Genomic DNA, 18,948 nt, shown 5'->3' on the forward strand with positions numbered 1-18,948 from the left:
ACTAAGGGTAATTTATCCGTGTTCTATCTAGGGAATGCAGCGGCTAGTCCGCCATCCACATTAAGCATATTTCCGGTGGTTTTGCCGAGCTGACCGCTTACAAAGACGAAAGCTGCGTTTGCGATATCGCTGGTTTTTACACTTTCTTTTAATAGCGTTCGGTTGGCATAGAACTGAGGCAAGTCCTTGACTTCAATACCGTAAGCTTTGGCACGGTTTTCACCCCATCCGCCTTCCCAAATATTTGAGTTTTCGATTACGGCATCAGGATTCACAACATTGACTTTAATTTTGTCCTCGGCCAGTTCGGCAGCCATTAATCTTGACATGTGGAGCTGCGCCGCTTTGGCGGTTCCGTAAGCCACGTTTTTTGGCCCGGCTACCAATCCGTTTTTGCTTGCAATGTTCACAATATCCCCACCATGACCCTGAAGCTTCATGATTTTGACACCTGCTTTGGAAATGTGGTATTGACCCATTACCAAGATGTTATTCAGTTTGTCCCAGTCTTGATCGGTGTGGTCTTCGAAGGTTTTGCTTATAGAGATTCCGGCATTGTTCACCACGATATCCACTCCGCCAAATTGCAGACAAGTAGCTTCAATGGCAGCTTCCAAGCTTTTGTTATCAGTAACATCCAGTTTTACCGCCAAGAAAGCATCCTTGCCGTATTTCTTCAAAAGCGCATCGCTGGTCTGCAGTAGTCTGTCTCCGTCGATATCTGTTACAACTACACAGGCACCTTCCTGAATGTATTTCTCAGCGATAGCCAAGCCTATACCACCGGCACTTCCGGTCACCAATGCTACTTTTCTTGAAAGCGGCTGCTCTTTTGGCATTCTCTGAAGCTTAGCTTCTTCCAGCAGCCAATATTCAATATTGAATGCTTCCTGAAGTGGTAAAGAAACATATTCAGAAACAGCTTCCGCACCACGCATTACGTTGATAGCATTGATATAGAATTCACTCGCTACCCGGCTGGTTTGTTTGTTCTTAGCGTAGCTGAACATCCCTACACCCGGCCAGATGATGATTACAGGATTTGGGTCACGCATTGCCGGACTATTGGCATGCTTGTGCCTCTTGTAGTAATCTGCATACATTTCTCTGTAACTTTGAAAAGCCGCTTCCAATTTTTCTTTTAAAGTAGATGGATCAGCCAGCTCCGTGTCTGCTGCAATATCCAACACCAAAGGAGAGATTTTTGTCCTCAAAAAGTGATCTGGACAGCTGGTTCCCATTGGAGCCAATTTGCCAAGATCATTACTGTTTATAAATTGAAGTACTTCCGGAGCATCAGTGAAAGTGCCTACCATTAGGTTTTCTGAAGAAGCAAGGCCTCTTAGCAGTGGTGCCAGTTTAGCTGCTTGACTTTTTCTCTTTTCAGGGGCTAGAGACTGTATTTTTTCGCCGCCGAAAACGGGTCTTTTCTTGCCGTAATTCTGAGTCAGGTATTCTGAAGCGGTTTCTATCACTTCCAGACTGTTGATATAGCATTCATAAGCTGTGTCCCCCCAAGTAAACAGTCCGTGACCACCGAGCATTATACCACGGATTCCGGGATTTTCATCAAGCGCTTGCTTCAATTGCAGACCTAGATCAAAACCCGGCTTTTGCCAAGGCACCCAAGCGATCTGACCATTCCAAAGATCCTGAGTGATCTGCTCTCCGTCTTTTGCTGCGGCAATAGCAATCGCTGCATCAGGGTGAAGGTGATCTATATGTTTGAATGGTAAAAAAGAGTGTAAAGGAGTATCAATGGAAGGTGCTTTAGACTTCAGGTCGTAGATGCAGTGATTGAAAAGTTCTACCATTTCATCTTCAAATTCCAAACCTCTATAGATGTCTTTCAAAGCTCGAAGCTTATCTACATACAGTCCCGCAAGTCCGGCTTTTGTAAGAGTTCCGATATCCCCACCCGAGCCTTTTACCCACATTACCTCTACCTGCTCATTGGTAAGCGGGTCGGATTCGTAGGTTTTACAGCTGGTGTTTCCTCCGCCGTAATTGGTTATTCTAAGATCGGCTCCAAGTATATTAGACCGGTAAATAAGAAGATCAACTTCTTTGCCCTCGAGTCTGGATGCTACTGCATCATCCCAGAGGTAACTTACATGCTTAAAGTTTTGTGTTGTTATGCTCATTGCGTTTAGCAGATTGTTCTGACAGTGAATATGGGTGAAAAGATTACCTCAGGTATCCTGTGCTGTCTTGAATACCTAAAGTTTTTATTGATTTATTGGATTGGTGATTGTTATAATGTTTGGTTGTTTTTAATTGTATTTAATGTATGTTTGTTTTATTTGTATTATTCGAAATTTACTTCGGTCGACGTTGTGGATAATAGTTCTCTAGCGAAGATTGCTTTTGGAAGCTTTGTGTTTCAATGCATTTACTGGATATTACCTACTCATTTTAAGACTCTAATCTAAAAAGTAAAAGTCAGAAACCATAAGGATTAGGTGTAACTATGAAGTGTAACTTACTTTCATTCAAGTTAATTTTCGATTTTTTCATTCATCTCCATATCAAAGCGGACTCTAGTTAAGGAATATTGAAACGGCTGTTAATTTTTGGTTACCATTTTGATTAATATATCTTTAGGATACCCATTTCTAGCAGGCAATCGTACCGAGCTGATATGAATCTACAGTTTGGAAGAGGAGTTGTTGGAATTATTTGTCCTTGACCAACAGATTATATATATTTAATCAAAAGTGTTGATCTGTAATGTTTTGCATTCTAGAGTTAAGCCGGAGTGGGTATAATATCCAGCAACATATGCTATTAAATAGGTACATGATCAACAATGCGGGATGGATGCCGGAGGTAGAGAATCTTTGATTTTTGATAAGCTGTGATCCGGTGTTTACATATGTACTATCAAGCCTGTGGATGTCCTCTTTATAAACAAAAAGCGTAACAGTGCAACAAGCACAACATTAACATAGTAACAATGAGAATTACAGACGATCAACTAGCGTCATTTTCTTCCACAGACTTTCATGCACGCTCACTAGATCTTTTGCGTGAGCGATTTTCAAATCAACGTATAGATTTTGAGCAAGTCATCCGCAAGATCCAAGAGTTTCAAATTGCTATTCCCAGTGCGGCGTTGGGAAATGGCAGGACTGGCAACAAAAGATTCAGAACAGGGGGAGAACCCAGAAATCTCAATGAAAAATTAGAAGATATAGGGCTTTTGCAGCAATTGACCTGCAAGACAAACTCTGTTTCAGTCTATATTCCATGGGATATGCCGGAGGATTATTCTGAGGTAAAAGATTTGGCAAATGAGTTAAATCTGGAGTTTGACACGATGAACAGCACAAGTTCACAGGATCAAAATCAAAAGGAGTATGCAAAGTTGGGTTCCTTGGGTAACCCTAATATATCTATTCGGCAAGAGGCCATTGCCCATAACGAAGATGTGATCAATATCGGAAAAAAGCTTGGGAGCAAGGGGCTGACGGTCTGGATGGCTGACGGGAGTAATTTTCCCGGTCAAGCCAAATTCAGAAGTACACTGGGATGGACGGAGGAGTCGCTTCGTGAAATCTATGAGTACATGCCTTCGGACTGGGATTTGATGCTGGAGTACAAGCCTTACGAACCGAATTGTTACCATACTGTGGTGCCGGACTGGGGGACTTCCTCCATGCTTGCCAAGAGATTGGGCTCACGGGCCAAGGTGCTGGTGGACCTGGGATATCACCTTCCCAAAACCAATATTGAACAGATCGTAGCAACCCTGATGTATCAAAATCTTCTTGCAGGCTTTCATTTTAATGACAGCAAATACGGTGACGATGATATGAACCCCGGTAGTATTAAGCCTTATCAGTTGTTTTTGATTTTTTGCGAATTGATTAGCGGAGACCAGGATGGTGCTCAGGACTGGGACAGTATTTCTTGGATGATCGATGCCAGTTACAATACTCAGGATCCTTTGGTCGATTTAATTCAGGCATTGGAAGCGATTACGATTGCTTATACTAAAGCACTGCTTGTAGATAGAATAAAACTCCATGAATGTCAAAAAAACGGGGAAGGTTCTCAAGCTCAGGAAATTTTACAAATGGCTTATTTGACTGATGTTAGACCTTTGGTATGCGAAGCCAGAGTGCGTGCAGGCGGTGCAGCAGAGCCGCTGGAGGCTTACAGGATTTTGATGATCCGTAATAAATTGGTTCATGAGCGAGGACGAAAATCATATAATTCAATGGTTTAGCTAGAAATAAATCTTATTATCTTAGGGTATGTTAAAACACTATGGCATACCCTTTTTTTTACTTTTACTTTTTTCTTCACCAGCATTAATCAGTTGTGATTCCGAGGAGAAAAAGTTGGTAGAAGTACAGAAAAAGACAAATATCATTTTTATCCTTGCGGATGATCTGGGGTATGGAGATCTTGGATTTTTAGGGCAGTGCTACATAGAGACACCCAATATAGACCGCTTGGCGAATGAAGGAATGTTTTTCACTAATCATTATTCAGGAACCACCGTATGTGCACCTTCTAGGTCATCTTTTTTGACAGGGTTGCATACAGGCCATACGCCAATTCGCGGGAATCTCCAAGTAGGATCCGAAGGGCAGTACCCCATGCCTGACTCCGTCTCTTCTATTGCCAAGGTGATGCAGCGTGCAGGCTACAGGACCGGTGCTTTTGGAAAATGGGGACTTGGATTTGTCGGGAACACCGGAGATCCGAATCAGCAGGGTTTTGAGCGGTTTTATGGCTATTACAGCCAAAGTTATGCGCATCGTTACTATCCTGCATACCTTTGGGACAATGGGAAAAAAGTGGTTTTGGATGGAAATGACTGGATGGAAAAGAAAGTTTATGCACCGGATCTGATACAGCAAGAGACAATCTCATTTATTGAAAAATATAAGGACGATCCCTTCTTCTTATTTATGCCTATCATAATGCCGCATGCGGAACTTGCGGCTCCAGACGATGAGATTTTCCAAAAATATAGATCCAAATTCGGAGATGAAATACCGCATCAGGAAGGACTAGGAACTGAATATGGGCCTGACATCAAAATATCTGCCTATCAGTCGCAGGCTTATCCACACGCCACTTTTGCCGCAATGGTAGAGAGGATCGATGTGTATGTGGGTGAGGTGGTATCGAAACTGGAAGAATTGGATTTGGCTGAAAATACGATGATTATCTTTGCGTCAGATAATGGGGCTCATCAGGAAGGTGGGGCTGATCCTGATTTTTTTGAAAGCAATGGACCTTATAGAGGTTATAAACGGGACTTGTATGAAGGCGGTGTGCGTACTCCGATGATTGCTTGGTGGCCGGGCAGGATTCAAGCAGGGTCACAAAGTGATCATATTTCAGCTTTTTGGGACTTATTACCAACTTTTGCTGATTTAGCCGGTGCTGATACTCCGGAAGATGTTGACGGTATTTCGTTTTTGCCGGCGCTCTTACAGCAAAAGGATCAGAAAGAGCACGAATATTTGTATTGGGAATTTCACGAGCGGGGAGGAAAGCAAGCTGTGAGGCGGGGGAAATGGAAGGCTATAAAACTTGGGGTTTTTGGCAACGACGAGCCTGTGCTTGAACTTTATGATCTTAGTGTTGATATAGGGGAGGATAATAATATTGCTGCACAAAACCCAGCTAAAGTTAAGGAACTGGAGGTATTGATGGATTCGGCACATAGACCAAATCCTGTTTTTGGTTTATTCCCTTCTGAAAGAAAGCAAGGGGATTAAAGAAGAAAGACGGAGAATGATCCCCGCCTTCCGTACCCAATCTATTTACTGTAAAACCTTTGAATAATTGAATATAACGAGAGGTTGAAGATTAAGTGTCCCCCTCTGTCCTGTTTTAGTGTTATCAGTTTAGCATACTGTTATTTGAATCCGATTATTAAAAAGAAAAATGAAATATATACAAATGAGAAATTCAACCGGCTTGATTTTTTTAGCAATCACTTTAGCTTGTGCCAATCCCAAAAGCTCTACAGTGGGGGTATTGACATCCTCTTACGAGACCACAGGTTCTGTAGAAATATTACATTCTGAGCTGAATTCATTAATTCCCGAAGGTACTGAAATTGAGATTTTGGCTTCAGGCTTTGAATGGTCAGAAGGGCCTCTTTGGCTTGCTGGCCAAAATGCACTATTGTTCTCAGATGTTCCTACCAATAAAGTGTGGAAATGGACAGAGAAGGATAGTTTGAGTTTATTCCTCGAGCCCTCAGGGTACTTGGGGAGGGAAACAAATAAGAAAGAGCCTGGGGCAAACGGCTTGGCATTGGACGGAGATGGGAATTTGATTCTTTGCCAGCATGGAGAAAGAAGAATCGCAAAAATGAAATCTCCGCTCTCTGCACCACATTCTGATTTTACCGTATTGGTGTCGGATTATAAAGGAAAAAGCTTCAATAGTCCAAATGACTTGGTTTATAACAAATCAGGTCAGTTGTTTTTCACGGATCCCCCTTATGGTTTGGACGATTGGAATCCAAAAGAGTTGGACTTTCAAGGCGTGTATCGGTTGGATGTAGATGGAAGTCTTAGTCTGCTACTGGATAGTCTGAGTCGTCCAAACGGAATAGGACTTAGCCCGGATCAGAAAACACTATATATCGCTCAGTCTGATGCCAAGAAGGCTAGGTATTATGCGTTTGATTTGGATGAGAACGGGGATGTGGTGGGAGGTAGGGTTTTATTGGACGCTACCGCGGAAGTGGGTAAAGAGAATCCGGGGTTGCCTGACGGCCTGACGGTCCACAGTTCGGGGACACTGTTCGCATCCGGACCAGGGGGGATTTGGGTGATCAGTTCCGAAGGAAAACATCTGGGAACAATCCGTACCGGTCAGGGAACTTCAAATTGTACGTTTGATGGTAACGAAACCTATTTGTACATGACAGCGGATGCCTATTTGATGCGGATCAGGATGGACTGATGCAGCGTTGCTTTGTGGTTTATATTGATTTGCCTCAATATGTTATTAAAAAGCTGATAACCATCAATTTAAGGTTGATACGCCTGTTGGTTTAGAATAAAATTTGGTGGAAAGGCAGTGGGTAAATAGAGGGATGAAATCTTGTGATTGGTTGAAATAAGGGAGATATTCAGTATACCAAGTGAGAGATAAAAAGGCTGGGAGTACGATCCCTGATAGGGTTAAAAAGTCCGTAATTGAAATACGAATGGTCAAAGTCCTTTGGGAGTTTGACTGAAATGGAATACCACAGAAGTGTTGATTGAAATCTTCAAAACCTCAGCGTGGAGAAGAACGGATTTTGATAACCATTATTAAGAGTCTGGGTAACTGGATGAAAAGTCTTTAAACAGTAGCTCGGCTCTTGTAGTTGGCTAAGGCCACCGATAAGAGGAAGGGAAACATTCGCAATAGGGTTTCCCTTTATGTTTTTAACTTTTTTTCATCCAATCCCAGATCACGATATTCCATTCTTCCACATTATCATGAAAGGTATGAATTACCTCAAAACCGATGCGAAGGTGGGCCCGGATTGAACGGAGATTCGAAGTGGAAATTTCCGTGATTGCGAAATCATATTTTTCTTCAAATACTTCCTTATATTTTTCATAACATTTATCAAAAAGTCCTCCGCCCCGATAAGATTTCCCGATACAGACCTGACCCACCGCAATGTAGTTGTACCCGCTTACTTTTTTGCCCATATATTCGATTTCATCGAATTGGTAAAACATGGGCACAAGTTGGGGGATATCGGCTTTGGAAGCTTTGGTCATCGCCAGAATATATGCGGCAATATAATTTCCATCCCGAGCAATGATGTGTGCTTCTATAGCATTTAGTTTTGCGAGATCTTCCAATGAATGCCTGACGAATACAAAGCCCTGTGATTCTTTTTCATCAATAGAAATCTGTGTGCTTAGATTGGCTTTTTGAAGATCAATGATTCCCTGTAAATCTGCTTTTGATTTACTTTGAGTGAGTGTGATCATGTAAATAGGAGGGGTGAGGATATCGCTACCAAATTTAACAGAAGTATTTTAATGCAGATGTTATCCTATCAAATTAAATAAAAGTCTTTGTTTTACTGTAATTTTGATCAAACCATGACATATTATGAAATTTAACAGAATCTTTTTCGGACTATGGATTTTCATCTTTGCGCTTTTTGCTTATTGGCAATTCAATGATCCTGATCCAGAGGTCTGGGTGAGTATTTATGGGGTGGCTATGTTGTTTTGCCTGATGGGGTCCCGTGGGATTTTCCCTAAGATCCCGCTTACTGTGGTGGTGGTGGCATGTTTGCTAGGTTCTGTTTACTTTTATCCAGGGGGAATAGGCGATTGGATCGCGCAAGAGGTGGAGCAGCAAGATCTTACTATGAAAACACCCCAAATGGAGGAAGCACGTGAGACTTTTGGACTTTTGATTGTGGCTTTGGTACTAAGTCCGGCACTTTGGAAAGCCTGGAGCAATAAGGGTTAGACGCAGCTAAAACGAGATTGAGCGAGATTAATTTACCTTACATTTAAATAGCTACTCTTCAGGTGCTGTTTTCAACAAACCCAATAACCATGAAAAAATTAATGCTAACCATGTTTGCCTTACTCTTCGCCTTTTCAGGCTTTTCGCAACAACTAATTGGAAGTAATTCTACCTATTTTGAAATACGAAAGTACTACGCCAATGAAGGCAAACTTCCGGATTTGATCAAGCGCTTTGAGGAGCACACGATGGCTCTTTTTGAGAAAAACGGCATGGAAAATATAGCCTATTTTATTCCTGTAGACAATACGGATAATTCCCTGACTTATATTCTCGGCTATCCTGATGAAAAATCCCGTGATCGTACGTGGGAGAAATTTTCAAATGACCCCGAATGGAAGAAAGCAAAGAAAGAATCCGAAGTGAATGGCGGATTGGTAAAAAGTGTGGATCAGACTTTTATGAAATTGGCAAAGGGATTGAATGATACTCAAAAGCCACGGGAGGGTGGTGTTTTTCAATTGAGGACCTATACCTGCTTTGATGGCAGACTGGACAATCTAATCACACGCTTCAGGAATCATACACAGGATCTTTTCGAAAAACAGGGATTAAGAAATTACCCCTATTGGATAACTGTTGAGAAGGATGGAAGCCAGTCAAAGCTGGTTTATCTCTTGGCAGATAAGGACCAGGCCTCTTTTGAAAGGAATTTTCAGAATTTCATCAAAGATCCCGCCTGGGTAAAAGCCCGTAATGCATCTGAGTCAGATGGTAAGATTGTAGAAAAGGTAGATGCAGTGTTTTTTAAGCCCCTGCCTTTTTCACCCCTAAAGTAACCTATATAAAATGAGCTGGTTAATTCGTGATAAGCCGATAATCAGTCAGCTGAGCTGTAGCACACAGACGTCTGCAGTCTTGGTATAAATCCAAGTTTTTAACGAGCCGATTTATTGTATAAAAAATTCCTTTTATCCAATCTTTCTAAATCTGTTATTAGCTCAAATTGAATCCAAGAGCTTGTTTCTTGTTTCTAAAATCTTGATACTAGCTAATACTTCAAACAGAAAACCTTTGTTAAAAAAAATCCAACCCCGGAATCAGGGTTGGATTTTCTGATTTATTCGGTACAAGTATTACTTAGCGTTAAAGGTCAATCCTGCTAGAATAAATGTGCCTGCTTCCCCACCTTTAATGGTTTTCGTGGTGATATACAATTTGTGAACCTTGCCATCTGCTTGGCCTGTCACAGGAATTGTCAGCATCTCAAAGGCAGGTGCCCCCGGAGGTCCGTTCATTGGACCCTGGATATATTCCTTGCTTCCTACGATTTGCCCATCAGGACTGTCCAGTCTTAGCTCAAACAGAAAACCATCTGTTAGCTTGGCAGTGGCAGCGGTATTCAATGTCACTGATACAATATCTGTTAGATCTACTCTGGAGACAGCAAATGATGCGGGATCCGCAGGAACCGTCAATAGGTTGGTTCCTCCATAAGTTATTTTGCTATAGCCCCCTGTAAGTTCCACTGCTGTCCCTAGATCAATGGTGTTACTGGATAGTATATAAGAAGAAGAACCCGTCAACGGCTTAATACCTTCCCCACCTTTATCTGTATAGGAGGCACTGATCATCAGCACGCCAGTGGGAGTCGTTGATTTACCCATGGTCGGATCCACTTTTCCAGAACTAGGAAGGCTCTCTTGGGAGACTTCATCCAGCGAAAGGATATAGCTGATCAAGGCATTTAATTCGGATTCCGGCAAATCGGGGTTGGCAGGCATAACTGTTTCTCCCCAAACTCCGCCTCCGCCATTTCTGATTTTGTTTTTCAGGTAATCTATATCCTTTTCAGTATACTTTTTGGCTACACTTGTATAGTCAGGTCCTATGGAAGCTTCTGCTTCCTTGTGACATGTCTTGCAGGTTAGAGAAGAGACCAGTGATTTCCCAACCATGGCATCAGTCATGATTTTATGGCCTTGATTGGCTTCAGCCTGATCGAATCCTTCCACGTAATCAGCACTGACGAATAGGTTGTCCATGTCATTTGCAGCATCGGAATGATCTTCATCGGTCACAGTGACTTGATAAGTGACTTGCTTACCAGGGAAATAGAATGCCTTATTACCTTTTATGGCAATGCTTACTTCAGGGGCGATGTTGCCTGAATAAACCGAGACGGGGATTCCTTTGCCTTTCAGACCGGCTGGATCAGTGGCTGTCACGGTGACAGCGTATTCTCCCACGGTAGTAAATGTATGCGTAAGCGTAGGCTCTTCGGTAGTTTTGGATTCCCCGTTGCCAAGATCCCAAGTATAGGAAATAGGATCGCCTTCCGGGTCTGATGCTTCAGCAGTGAAAGTAGCGGTCAAGGGATTGGTTCCTGATGTCTTATCCACAGTGATTTCTGTAACTACAGGCGCTCTATTGCCTCCATTGTAATCAATGCGGAATAGACCGGAATCTGCATTTTTGGAGAACCAGCCATTTCCATATTCTAATCCATATATATGTCCGTCAGGCCCCATTTCCATGTCGATGAGTGCATTGAATTTGGTGTTTGGCATAAATGGATCCATTTTGTCGTAATCTCCGGATTCCGTCATGGTCACGAGCTTGATCCAACCCCTAACCCAATCATAGATGATTAATTTACCGTCAAAATAGTCAGGCAATTTACTGTCACCGGAGTACATGTCAGAATAATAAATAGGACCAACCATCGCATTTCTACCGCCGGTACCCAAAGTAGGGAACTCTGCAGATTCTCCATAAGGGTACCAGATGAACGCCGGCTGAGTAGGAGGCAATACTTCAATACCGGTGTTGTGTGGAGATTTGTTTTTCGGTCCATTAATGTCGTAAAGCTCTCCTGAAGTACCATTGGAATAATCGTACTCACGGTAGGGGTAGTTATCGGCGATCACATATGGCCAACCAAAGTTGCCTGCTTCACGTGCCTGGTTAATTTCATCGTACCCTCGTGGTCCACGGGTATCGGTGCTATCACCGCTGGCATCAGGCCCCACTTCACCCCAATATAAGAAGCCTGTCTTCTGATCCACAGATATTCTATAGGGATTTCTGAGACCTTGAGTATATATTTCAGGTTTGGTGCCTTCTGTTCCGGCAGCATATAAATTCCCATTTGGGATTTCATATGATCCGTCTTCTTTTACCTTGATTCTAAGTATTTTGCCCCGAAGGTCATCTGCATTGCCTGAGCTTCTTCTGGCATCAAACTGCTTGTTTCCCTCTCTGGCATCCAATGGCGCATAGCCGCTGGTTACATAGGGAGTATTAGACTGGTTGAATGGAGTGGAATTATCCCCTGTAGACAGAAATAGATTTCCATCTGCATCGAAGGCAATTGATCCTCCGGTGTGGCAGCATATTTCTCTTTGGGAGTAAAGTTCCAGAATGATTTGTTCTGAGTTCATGTCCCAAATTCCCTCTTTGAATTTGAATCTGGAGAGGCGGTTGACTTCCTTAGCCGTAGGTGAGTAAAATACATACACCCAGTTGTTGTTAGCATAATTGGGGTCTCGCTGAAGACCTAAGACACCTTCTTCAGCATTTACGCCTTGTACGGATGTTTTCCAGTACACATCCAGCTTAGCTACTTCGGAAGTCTCTTTAGTTTGGCTATTGTAGAGCAGGATCTCTCCTCTTCTTTGCGCTACAAGAATATCCAAATTGGGCAATATTGTCAATTCCGTAGGTTCGGTGAATTCTCCTACAGCCAACATGGTTTTTTCAAATCTGTTTTCCTCAGGTACTTTCTTACTCTTGGCTTTTGAATAATCCGGTTCCTGATTATTTCCAATTGCATATTCAATCCCGGCTAAGAGATGCTTTAAGAAAAGTTCTTCGGTAAATGATTCGTTGGTATGACCACCTCCTGTATAAAAAGCCCGGCCTCCATCGTAGTCATGATACCAAGCGATTGGATGCTCGCCCATATCCAATCCTCCTTGGTAAGAGTCTTCATCCAAAGTCAGGAGAACATTTACCTTGGGATTCATTTTTTGATAGGAATACCACTCATCAGTTCTCTCCCAAGGAGATGGAAGAAAAGATGTAGCATCATTGTCCGCATCCACCACAGTGACTTTTCCGGATTGCACATTTGGATGAGGATCGTTGATCCCAGGATGATCGCTGAAATACCCACCCACCAGACGATTGTACCAGCCCCAGTGATATTCTGTGTCCGCCGCGGCGTGGATTCCTACAAAGCCTCCTCCGGACTGGATATAACGCTCAAATTCTGCTTCCTGCACATGATCGAGCACGTCTCCTGTGGTACTGAGAAAAATCACAGATGCATACTGAGAAAGGTTTTCCTCGTTGAAACTAGCACCTTGGGTAGTTGTGTCTACTTCAAAGTTGTTTTCTGACCCTAATTTTTTTATTGCTTCGATTCCTTTAGGAATAGATTCGTGGTAAAATCCTGCTGTTTTGCTGAATACAAGTACTTTAGGTTTTCCGGAGCGGGAATTACAGCTCCAGAAACCTACACTCGCCATCAATCCAAGCAGCAGTAGGCTTCTTAGGTTTTTTGAGAAATTCATAGGTTTTAAATTTTGGGAAAATAGGTAATTAAACTCAATTCAGAGTTTCCTTTACAAATTGGGGATTTTTTTGATAAAAATTATATAAAATGTCTTTTTGAAACAATAGATAATGCAATTAGGTGGTTATTCCAGAATTCTGGCTCCTTCGGAAAGTGCAACTGGAATAAAATCGGCTTCTATTTTGAAGGATTGCTTATAGACAGAGAACATCTCTGATTTGAAATACTCCAACTGAGCATTGGAAACCAAGTTGATCGTACAGCCTCCAAATCCCCCACCCATCATTCTGGATCCTATGACTCCTGGCAGAATCCATGATTGCTCCGCAAGGAAATCAAGTTCCGGACAGCTAACTTCAAAGTCTTTGCTCAGGCTTCTATGAGATGCTTTCAGTAAATTTCCAAAGGCGGCTAAGTCTCCTGCATGAAGTGCATTTGAAGCCAAATTTACCCGGTCTATCTCAGTGATGACATGTTTTGCCTTAGGGTAAAGCTCAGTAGATAGGATCTGCTCTACCTTTTCAAGCTCTTTCACAGGAATATCTCTGAGTGTGGTAACATCAGGATAAGTAGCCCGAAGAATCTTCACACTTGCTTCGCAAGCCTCTCTTCTCTTGTTATAGGCTGAGTCGGCAAGGTTATGCTTTACTTTGGAATTAATAAGTACGAGGGAGTGATCACCAAAATCAACCTCAACCTCAAAGTGTGTATTGCTACGGCAATCCAGCAGCAACGCTCGGTCTTTTACCCCAAAAGCGGAGGCATAGGGATCCATTATACCACATTTCACTCCAGCGAACAGATGCTCGGCCTTTTGTGCGTAGAGAACGATTGATTTTTTGGTGATGGTAAGTTTGAATAATTCTGTGAGTGCAGTGCCGATTGCCACAGAAAGTGCAGCAGAGGAGGAAAGTCCAGAAGCAGGGATGTTTCCTCCAAATACCAGATCAAATCCTTCCAACTTATAACCGGCTTGCTGAAGCTGTGATACTACCCCCATCGTGTAGTTTGCCCAGTGTCCTTTTTTGGGAGAGAAGGAGTTGATATCAAAAACGAACTCTTCCTTAAAATCCTCTGAATAGAGCCTACAAGAAGGAAGTTTGTTTTTTTGGATTGCCACCCAGATCCCTTGTTCTATTGCGGCGGGGAAAACTAAACCTTCCTGATAGTCTGTGTGCTCACCGATTAAATTTATTCTTCCGGGTGAGAAGGCCAAAATAGGTTCACTGGCAAAAAACTCTTGGAAAGTTTGGCCAATTTTATCTTTCATGTGTTTTTATAATTGATTTTTATCAACTACCCCGATTAGTCGGGGCTGGCTGTTGAATCTCGAATGGCCAATAATCATCCTACTGTGTGCCGTTTGTATCATGCATGATTTCACGTACTTAATTAAGGGCTTTGGTTGATTGGCGGGGAACAAGTGTAGTTTCTAGTACGATAGAGATAGGGTCATCCGACACTTGCCCTTCCAGTTGGTCGAGTAAGTGAGTCACTGCTAATTTTCCCATTTCATAACCAGGCTGAGCGACGGTTGTCAGTGGTGGTTCTACCACCGCGGATGTAGGATTATTTGTAAATCCTGCAAGAGCCATGTCGTTGGGTATTTTGATTCCCATTGGCTTCCATACCGACATCAGATCCAGTGCCACCGGGTCTATCATGCAGAATACTCCGTCAGGACGATCGTTCATTGAAGCTATTTCATGTGCTATTTTCACATTTCCTTCCAGTGTGAGGTCAGAGATTTTCACCAAAGCAGGATCTGGGGTTATCCCGAACTCATTTAGCGCATGGAGATAGCCTTCTTTACGTTTTTTGCTAATGTAAAGGTCTTCAGGGCCTGATACATACATGACGCGCTTACAGCCTGTCTCCAATAAATGCTTTGTGACCTGATAGGCACCGCCTTCATCGTTGAACGTGACCCTCGATACAGGGATGTCTTCATTCACTCTGTCAAAGAGTAAAAATGGAATTTCTCTGTTATATAGATCCAATAAATGATCATACCGGTTTGTCTCACGGCTCAAAGAAATAAGCAAGCCGTCTACTTGGGAGGAGACCAACGTTCTAATGTTGGCTTTTTCCAGTTCCAGCGTTTCGTTAGATTGGCAGATCATCACATTGTATCCACGCTTGTTTGCATGATCTTGAATTCCGGAAATACAAGAAGCAAAGAAATGTGAAGTAATTTCCGGAACGATTACACCCAGCGTATTTGTACGGCTTATTCTAAGACTTTGAGCCAAGAGATTGGGCTGATAATTCATCTCCTTTGCCATCTCCACTATTCGCTTTTTGGTGTCCGGATGCAGTTCAGGAGAATCTTTTAGTGCTCGGGATATAGTCGATACAGAAACGCCCAGCTTCTTGGCAATTTCTTTCATCGTAACCTGATGACCTTTTTTCATGGGGGAAAATCATTTAATAATCCACTTTAGATGCATCCAAATTGGACGATTCTCAGCTGGAAAGATAAGGTTTTTACTCTTGGTAAACAGTAAATAAGACAGTTTCCCCCACAGCTTGTAAGGTTCTTCTATCAATGATGTCCATATTGTCACTGTGCTTGTGATGATACTGGGCAAAACCAAAATCGGGAGAAAACTCTATGATGTCTATCATAGGGATCTTTGCAAATTCATTGACAAATACATGATCGTCAGTAATTCCGGGAGAATCTTTGTAGATGAAAAAATCCCCCTGGCCAATTTGAGTAGCATTATCCCAGACTTTTTTGAGAATCCCCGAGGCATATTGACGGGAATATCCCTCCCTGTAGAATCGTGCTCCTTTGGCTCCAACCAAATCTACTAAAATGCCATAATAGGCAGAATAGTTTGGCTTATGCTTGTTTTTGGACCAATGCTGGGAACCCAGGCACCACCAGACTTGACTGTCGTCACGGGAAGCGGCAGTTTCAGGCTCGCCATCATCTTCCCCATCAAATAGTATAATGTCAATTCCTACTTCAGGTTTTAACTCTTGGGAACCGATTATCCGGGCGATTTCCAGCAACACACCCACGCCGCTGCCACCGTCATTGGCTCCATCTATAGGTTCATCGATTCGTTCGGTATCTTTGTCAGCAATTCTTCGGGTATCCCAGTGAGCTGCCAACAGTATTCTTTTGGTGGCTTGGGGATCGTAGGAAGCAATGATATTACTCAAATTCCAGGTAAGACCATCGTAGGTTTTAGCTTCGAAGTCCTGTGTTTCCACCGTAAATCCATACCCTTCAAACTTATCCAAAAGCCAGCTTTTGGTGGCTTTATGTGCTTCCGTTTCCGGTACCCGAGGACCAAAATCAACTTGTTTCTGCACAAAAGCATAGGCTGAATCGGGATTGAAAGTAGGGTAGGGCTTTACCGGTTTCTTTTCAACCTGTGTCTCAGCAGATTCTTCAGAACCCCCACATGCCCAGAGCAATGCCACTAGGGAAATAAGCCATATTCTATTCTTCATATGCCCAATCAATTTTATCTTTCATGTCTTTAACTGCAAATCCTATCGCTTTGAGTCCTGCTCTGATTTCATCCACTTTGGCATAGTCCCTGGCAGTTTTTGCCTCAGAATACAGTTGCAATAGCAAATTTAGCATCTCATTTTGAGTATTAGATTTTTCCTCGATCAATCCCAGAATATCAGTGACAAAGATGCTGAATGTCTCGATTAATTTGTTGAAAATAGCCTCTCCGAAGACGGAAGGTTTTAATTGCCCCGTGTACATAGAGTTTATTTTCTTCAGCAAGTTGAATACATGCCCAATAGCCTGCGCTGTATTGAAGTCATCGTCCATAGCCCTGTAAGCATTGGTGATGATTTGCTCCACCTGCTTGATTTGCTCTTCGTCCTGAGTTACCTCGCTTGCCTCGAACTTCAGCAACTTGGATATTCTCAGCCCATTGATCAGTTTTTTATAGCCTTTCCGTGCAGCTTGAAGCGCTTCATTGGAGAAATCCAGTGTAGAACGGTAATGTGCTGTCAGGATGAAATAACGTATGGTCATGGGACTGTAGGCCTGATCCAGAAGTTTATGGTCTCCTGTGAAAAGCTCTTGCAAGTTGATGAAATTACCCAGTGATTTACCCATCTTCTGTCCGTTGATGGTGATCATATTATTGTGCATCCAGTACTTGGCCGGATCCTGATGATTGCACGCATTTCCCTGTGCGATTTCACATTCATGATGGGGGAAAAGCAGATCCATTCCTCCGCCATGTATGTCAAATTGTTTTCCCAGATACTTGGAACTCATAGCTGTACATTCCAAATGCCAACCCGGAAATCCAACTCCCCAGGGGGAATCCCACTTCATCAAATGCTCCGGTGAAGCATTTTTCCAAAGTGCAAAATCTACCGGATTTCGCTTTTCATCCTGACCGTCCAGTGTGCGGCTTCCGCTCATTAGATTTTCCAAGTCACGTCCTGAAAGCTTGCCATACTGACTGGTTTCGTTGTATTTCAACACATCAAAATAGACTGAACCATTGATTTCGTAGGCCAATCCCTCTTTCAGAATGGCTTCTACCAACGCAATCTGCTCAGGAATATGGCCGGTGGCACGTGGTTCTATGTTCGGTTTCCAGGTATTCAAAAGTGCCATATCTCTATGGTAGCTGTCCGTATATTGCTGTGCAACTTCCATAGGTTCCAGCTGCTCTAGCTTGGCTTTTTTTGCGATTTTATCTTCTCCTTCGTCGGCATCTCCCTGCAGGTGTCCCACATCGGTGATATTTCTTACATAGCGAACCCTGAAACCCAAGTGTGTGAGGTATCGGTTTACCGTGTCAAAAGTTATGGCTGGGCGTGCATGACCCAAGTGGGCATCTCCATAGACTGTCGGCCCACAGACATACATGCCTACGAAAGGGGGATTTATGGGCTGAAACTCTTCTTTCTGCCGGGAAAGCGTATTGTAAAGTTTAAGATTATGCGATTTCATTTATAGAATCAAGATTCAAGTATCAAGAAGCAAGAACGGAAAAAGCCCGAAATTGATTCAGGCTGCAAAATAGGGGATTCGGGTGGGGAAATGAAAGGGAATAGAAAAGATGTGTTTATTTAAAATGCACTGACTTTTAGGGAATTTTCAATTACGAAATGGATCGATGAACATTTCAGCATTAATTTCACTTAGTTTATAAGTCCAGCTGATCTCAATAATTGCAAAAGCTTTTCCTTAGAAACGTTGTCAAAATCACTTTTATCAAAAATATGAATCATGTAGATTTCATTGTTTTGACTTAAAAAAATAGTATATAACCCTAGCACCGCCTGACTTTCCTTTGTTTTTACTTTCTATTGAAAGCCTGATCTTAAAAAGGTTTGAACCCAAAGGAATTCCAATTTGGTAATCATTTTCGAGTCTTTGAATTAGCTCTAGAAGGTCATTTCTTATTGAAGGGTGTTTTTTTGAAAAGACGCTTAAAAAACTTCTTTAAATCGGGAGTTGTAATTACTTCATAGCCCATTTAAAAAATCTTTGACATTCTCCTTTTTCAATTCTACTTTTTGAATCTTTTGGACCTGATTCAGACTTGACTCCAGTTCATCTATGAATCCCGGAAATTCTTCCTTTTTTTCCATATCGAACGCAATACCTTCCTTGTTCAAAAAATCAGCTATTGATTTGATTTGTTTTTTGGGTATGCTTTGATTCTTAGAGTTTCCATTTTCAGTTGAGTTTTACCCAATTTACGAGAATAGGAGAAAATAGTCTTAATTAGATTGGGGAAATCATTCCTGGATGGCCTCAGATGTACCTGTGGTTTTAGAGGCGTAAAAGAAAAGACCTTTGAAGGCTCCTTCAACTTCCCGCCATGGCGAGGCTGCTGGGGAGGCTCCTCAAAGGTCTTGATACTTATCCTTTGAGGTTTTTGAAACCTCGAAGGATTTAT

Annotated in this window: 13 protein-coding genes; 5 read left to right on the forward strand and 8 right to left on the reverse strand. The window is 42.4% G+C overall.

Annotated features, from left to right (window positions below; genetic code table 11):
- Positions 1-23 precede the first annotated feature (23 nt).
- Positions 24-2,144, reverse strand: coding sequence for a bifunctional aldolase/short-chain dehydrogenase (locus tag ID165_RS04960; RefSeq protein WP_192349273.1), 2,121 nt, complete (start codon positions 2,142-2,144; stop codon positions 24-26).
- 812 nt (positions 2,145-2,956) lie between these two features.
- Between ID165_RS04960 and ID165_RS04965 the strand changes: the two genes are divergently transcribed.
- The 3 genes from ID165_RS04965 to ID165_RS04975 all read left to right on the forward strand — a co-directional run bounded on the left by ID165_RS04965 (position 2,957) and on the right by ID165_RS04975 (position 6,942).
- Positions 2,957-4,231 (forward strand): sugar isomerase, encoded by a 1,275-nt coding sequence (locus ID165_RS04965; protein ID WP_192349274.1) that lies wholly within the window; start codon positions 2,957-2,959, stop codon positions 4,229-4,231.
- Positions 4,232-4,259: 28 nt separating this feature from the next.
- The gene (locus ID165_RS04970) at positions 4,260-5,741 is read left to right on the forward strand and encodes an arylsulfatase (RefSeq protein ID WP_192349275.1); all 1,482 of its coding nucleotides are present in this window, start codon (positions 4,260-4,262) and stop codon (positions 5,739-5,741) included.
- Positions 5,742-5,925: 184 nt separating this feature from the next.
- Complete coding sequence (locus ID165_RS04975; protein ID WP_225586992.1) at positions 5,926-6,942, forward strand: SMP-30/gluconolactonase/LRE family protein; 1,017 nt, start codon at positions 5,926-5,928, stop codon at positions 6,940-6,942.
- A 470-nt stretch (positions 6,943-7,412) separates the two neighbouring features.
- Here the strand turns inward: ID165_RS04975 and ID165_RS04980 are convergent, their stop codons facing one another.
- Positions 7,413-7,973 (reverse strand): GNAT family N-acetyltransferase, encoded by a 561-nt coding sequence (locus tag ID165_RS04980; protein ID WP_192349276.1) that lies wholly within the window; start codon positions 7,971-7,973, stop codon positions 7,413-7,415.
- A 124-nt stretch (positions 7,974-8,097) separates the two neighbouring features.
- Here ID165_RS04980 and ID165_RS04985 point away from each other — a divergent pair, with 124 nt between their 5' ends.
- Both ID165_RS04985 and ID165_RS04990 read left to right on the forward strand, forming a co-directional pair.
- Positions 8,098-8,466, forward strand: a complete 369-nt coding sequence (locus ID165_RS04985; protein WP_192349277.1) for a transmembrane 220 family protein — start codon at positions 8,098-8,100, stop codon at positions 8,464-8,466.
- Between the two features lie 89 nt (positions 8,467-8,555).
- Positions 8,556-9,305 (forward strand): NIPSNAP family protein, encoded by a 750-nt coding sequence (locus ID165_RS04990; RefSeq protein WP_192349278.1) that lies wholly within the window; start codon positions 8,556-8,558, stop codon positions 9,303-9,305.
- Positions 9,306-9,602: 297 nt separating this feature from the next.
- On the opposite strand, the gene ID165_RS04995 is transcribed toward ID165_RS04990, so the two are convergent.
- From ID165_RS04995 to ID165_RS05020, 6 genes are all read right to left on the reverse strand, one after another.
- Complete coding sequence (locus ID165_RS04995; protein ID WP_192349279.1) at positions 9,603-13,043, reverse strand: ThuA domain-containing protein; 3,441 nt, start codon at positions 13,041-13,043, stop codon at positions 9,603-9,605.
- A 126-nt stretch (positions 13,044-13,169) separates the two neighbouring features.
- Entirely contained in the window at positions 13,170-14,315 is a 1,146-nt protein-coding gene (galK, locus tag ID165_RS05000) for a galactokinase (protein ID WP_192349280.1), read from the reverse strand.
- Positions 14,316-14,433: 118 nt separating this feature from the next.
- Positions 14,434-15,459, reverse strand: coding sequence for a LacI family DNA-binding transcriptional regulator (locus ID165_RS05005; RefSeq protein WP_192349281.1), 1,026 nt, complete (start codon positions 15,457-15,459; stop codon positions 14,434-14,436).
- A 73-nt stretch (positions 15,460-15,532) separates the two neighbouring features.
- Positions 15,533-16,513: a M28 family peptidase gene (locus tag ID165_RS05010; RefSeq protein WP_192349282.1), complete on the reverse strand. Its 981-nt coding sequence runs from the start codon at positions 16,511-16,513 to the stop codon at positions 15,533-15,535.
- On the reverse strand, positions 16,503-17,993 hold the full coding sequence (gene cysS / locus ID165_RS05015; protein ID WP_192349283.1) for a cysteine--tRNA ligase: 1,491 nt from the start codon (positions 17,991-17,993) through the stop codon (positions 16,503-16,505). The genes ID165_RS05010 and cysS overlap by 11 nt, the downstream gene beginning before the upstream one ends.
- Positions 17,994-18,511: 518 nt before the next feature.
- Complete coding sequence (locus ID165_RS05020; protein WP_192349284.1) at positions 18,512-18,664, reverse strand: hypothetical protein; 153 nt, start codon at positions 18,662-18,664, stop codon at positions 18,512-18,514.
- Positions 18,665-18,948: the final 284 nt, after the last annotated feature.

The sequence above is a fragment of the Algoriphagus sp. Y33 genome (assembly GCF_014838715.1).
GTDB lineage: Bacteria > Bacteroidota > Bacteroidia > Cytophagales > Cyclobacteriaceae > Algoriphagus.

Bases quoted from the DNA above. Each gene is read 5' to 3' on its own strand.
- ID165_RS04960 (WP_192349273.1), bottom strand. From the start codon at position 2,144: ATGAGCATAACAACACAAAACTTTAAGCATGTAAGTTACCTCTGGGAT.
- ID165_RS04965 (WP_192349274.1), top strand. From the start codon at position 2,957: ATGAGAATTACAGACGATCAACTAGCGTCATTTTCTTCCACAGACTTT.
- ID165_RS04970 (WP_192349275.1), top strand. From the start codon at position 4,260: ATGTTAAAACACTATGGCATACCCTTTTTTTTACTTTTACTTTTTTCT.
- ID165_RS04975 (WP_225586992.1), top strand. From the start codon at position 5,926: ATGAGAAATTCAACCGGCTTGATTTTTTTAGCAATCACTTTAGCTTGT.
- ID165_RS04980 (WP_192349276.1), bottom strand. From the start codon at position 7,973: ATGATCACACTCACTCAAAGTAAATCAAAAGCAGATTTACAGGGAATC.
- ID165_RS04985 (WP_192349277.1), top strand. From the start codon at position 8,098: ATGAAATTTAACAGAATCTTTTTCGGACTATGGATTTTCATCTTTGCG.
- ID165_RS04990 (WP_192349278.1), top strand. From the start codon at position 8,556: ATGAAAAAATTAATGCTAACCATGTTTGCCTTACTCTTCGCCTTTTCA.
- ID165_RS04995 (WP_192349279.1), bottom strand. From the start codon at position 13,043: ATGAATTTCTCAAAAAACCTAAGAAGCCTACTGCTGCTTGGATTGATG.
- galK (WP_192349280.1), bottom strand. From the start codon at position 14,315: ATGAAAGATAAAATTGGCCAAACTTTCCAAGAGTTTTTTGCCAGTGAA.
- ID165_RS05005 (WP_192349281.1), bottom strand. From the start codon at position 15,459: ATGAAAAAAGGTCATCAGGTTACGATGAAAGAAATTGCCAAGAAGCTG.
- ID165_RS05010 (WP_192349282.1), bottom strand. From the start codon at position 16,513: ATGAAGAATAGAATATGGCTTATTTCCCTAGTGGCATTGCTCTGGGCA.
- cysS (WP_192349283.1), bottom strand. From the start codon at position 17,993: ATGAAATCGCATAATCTTAAACTTTACAATACGCTTTCCCGGCAGAAA.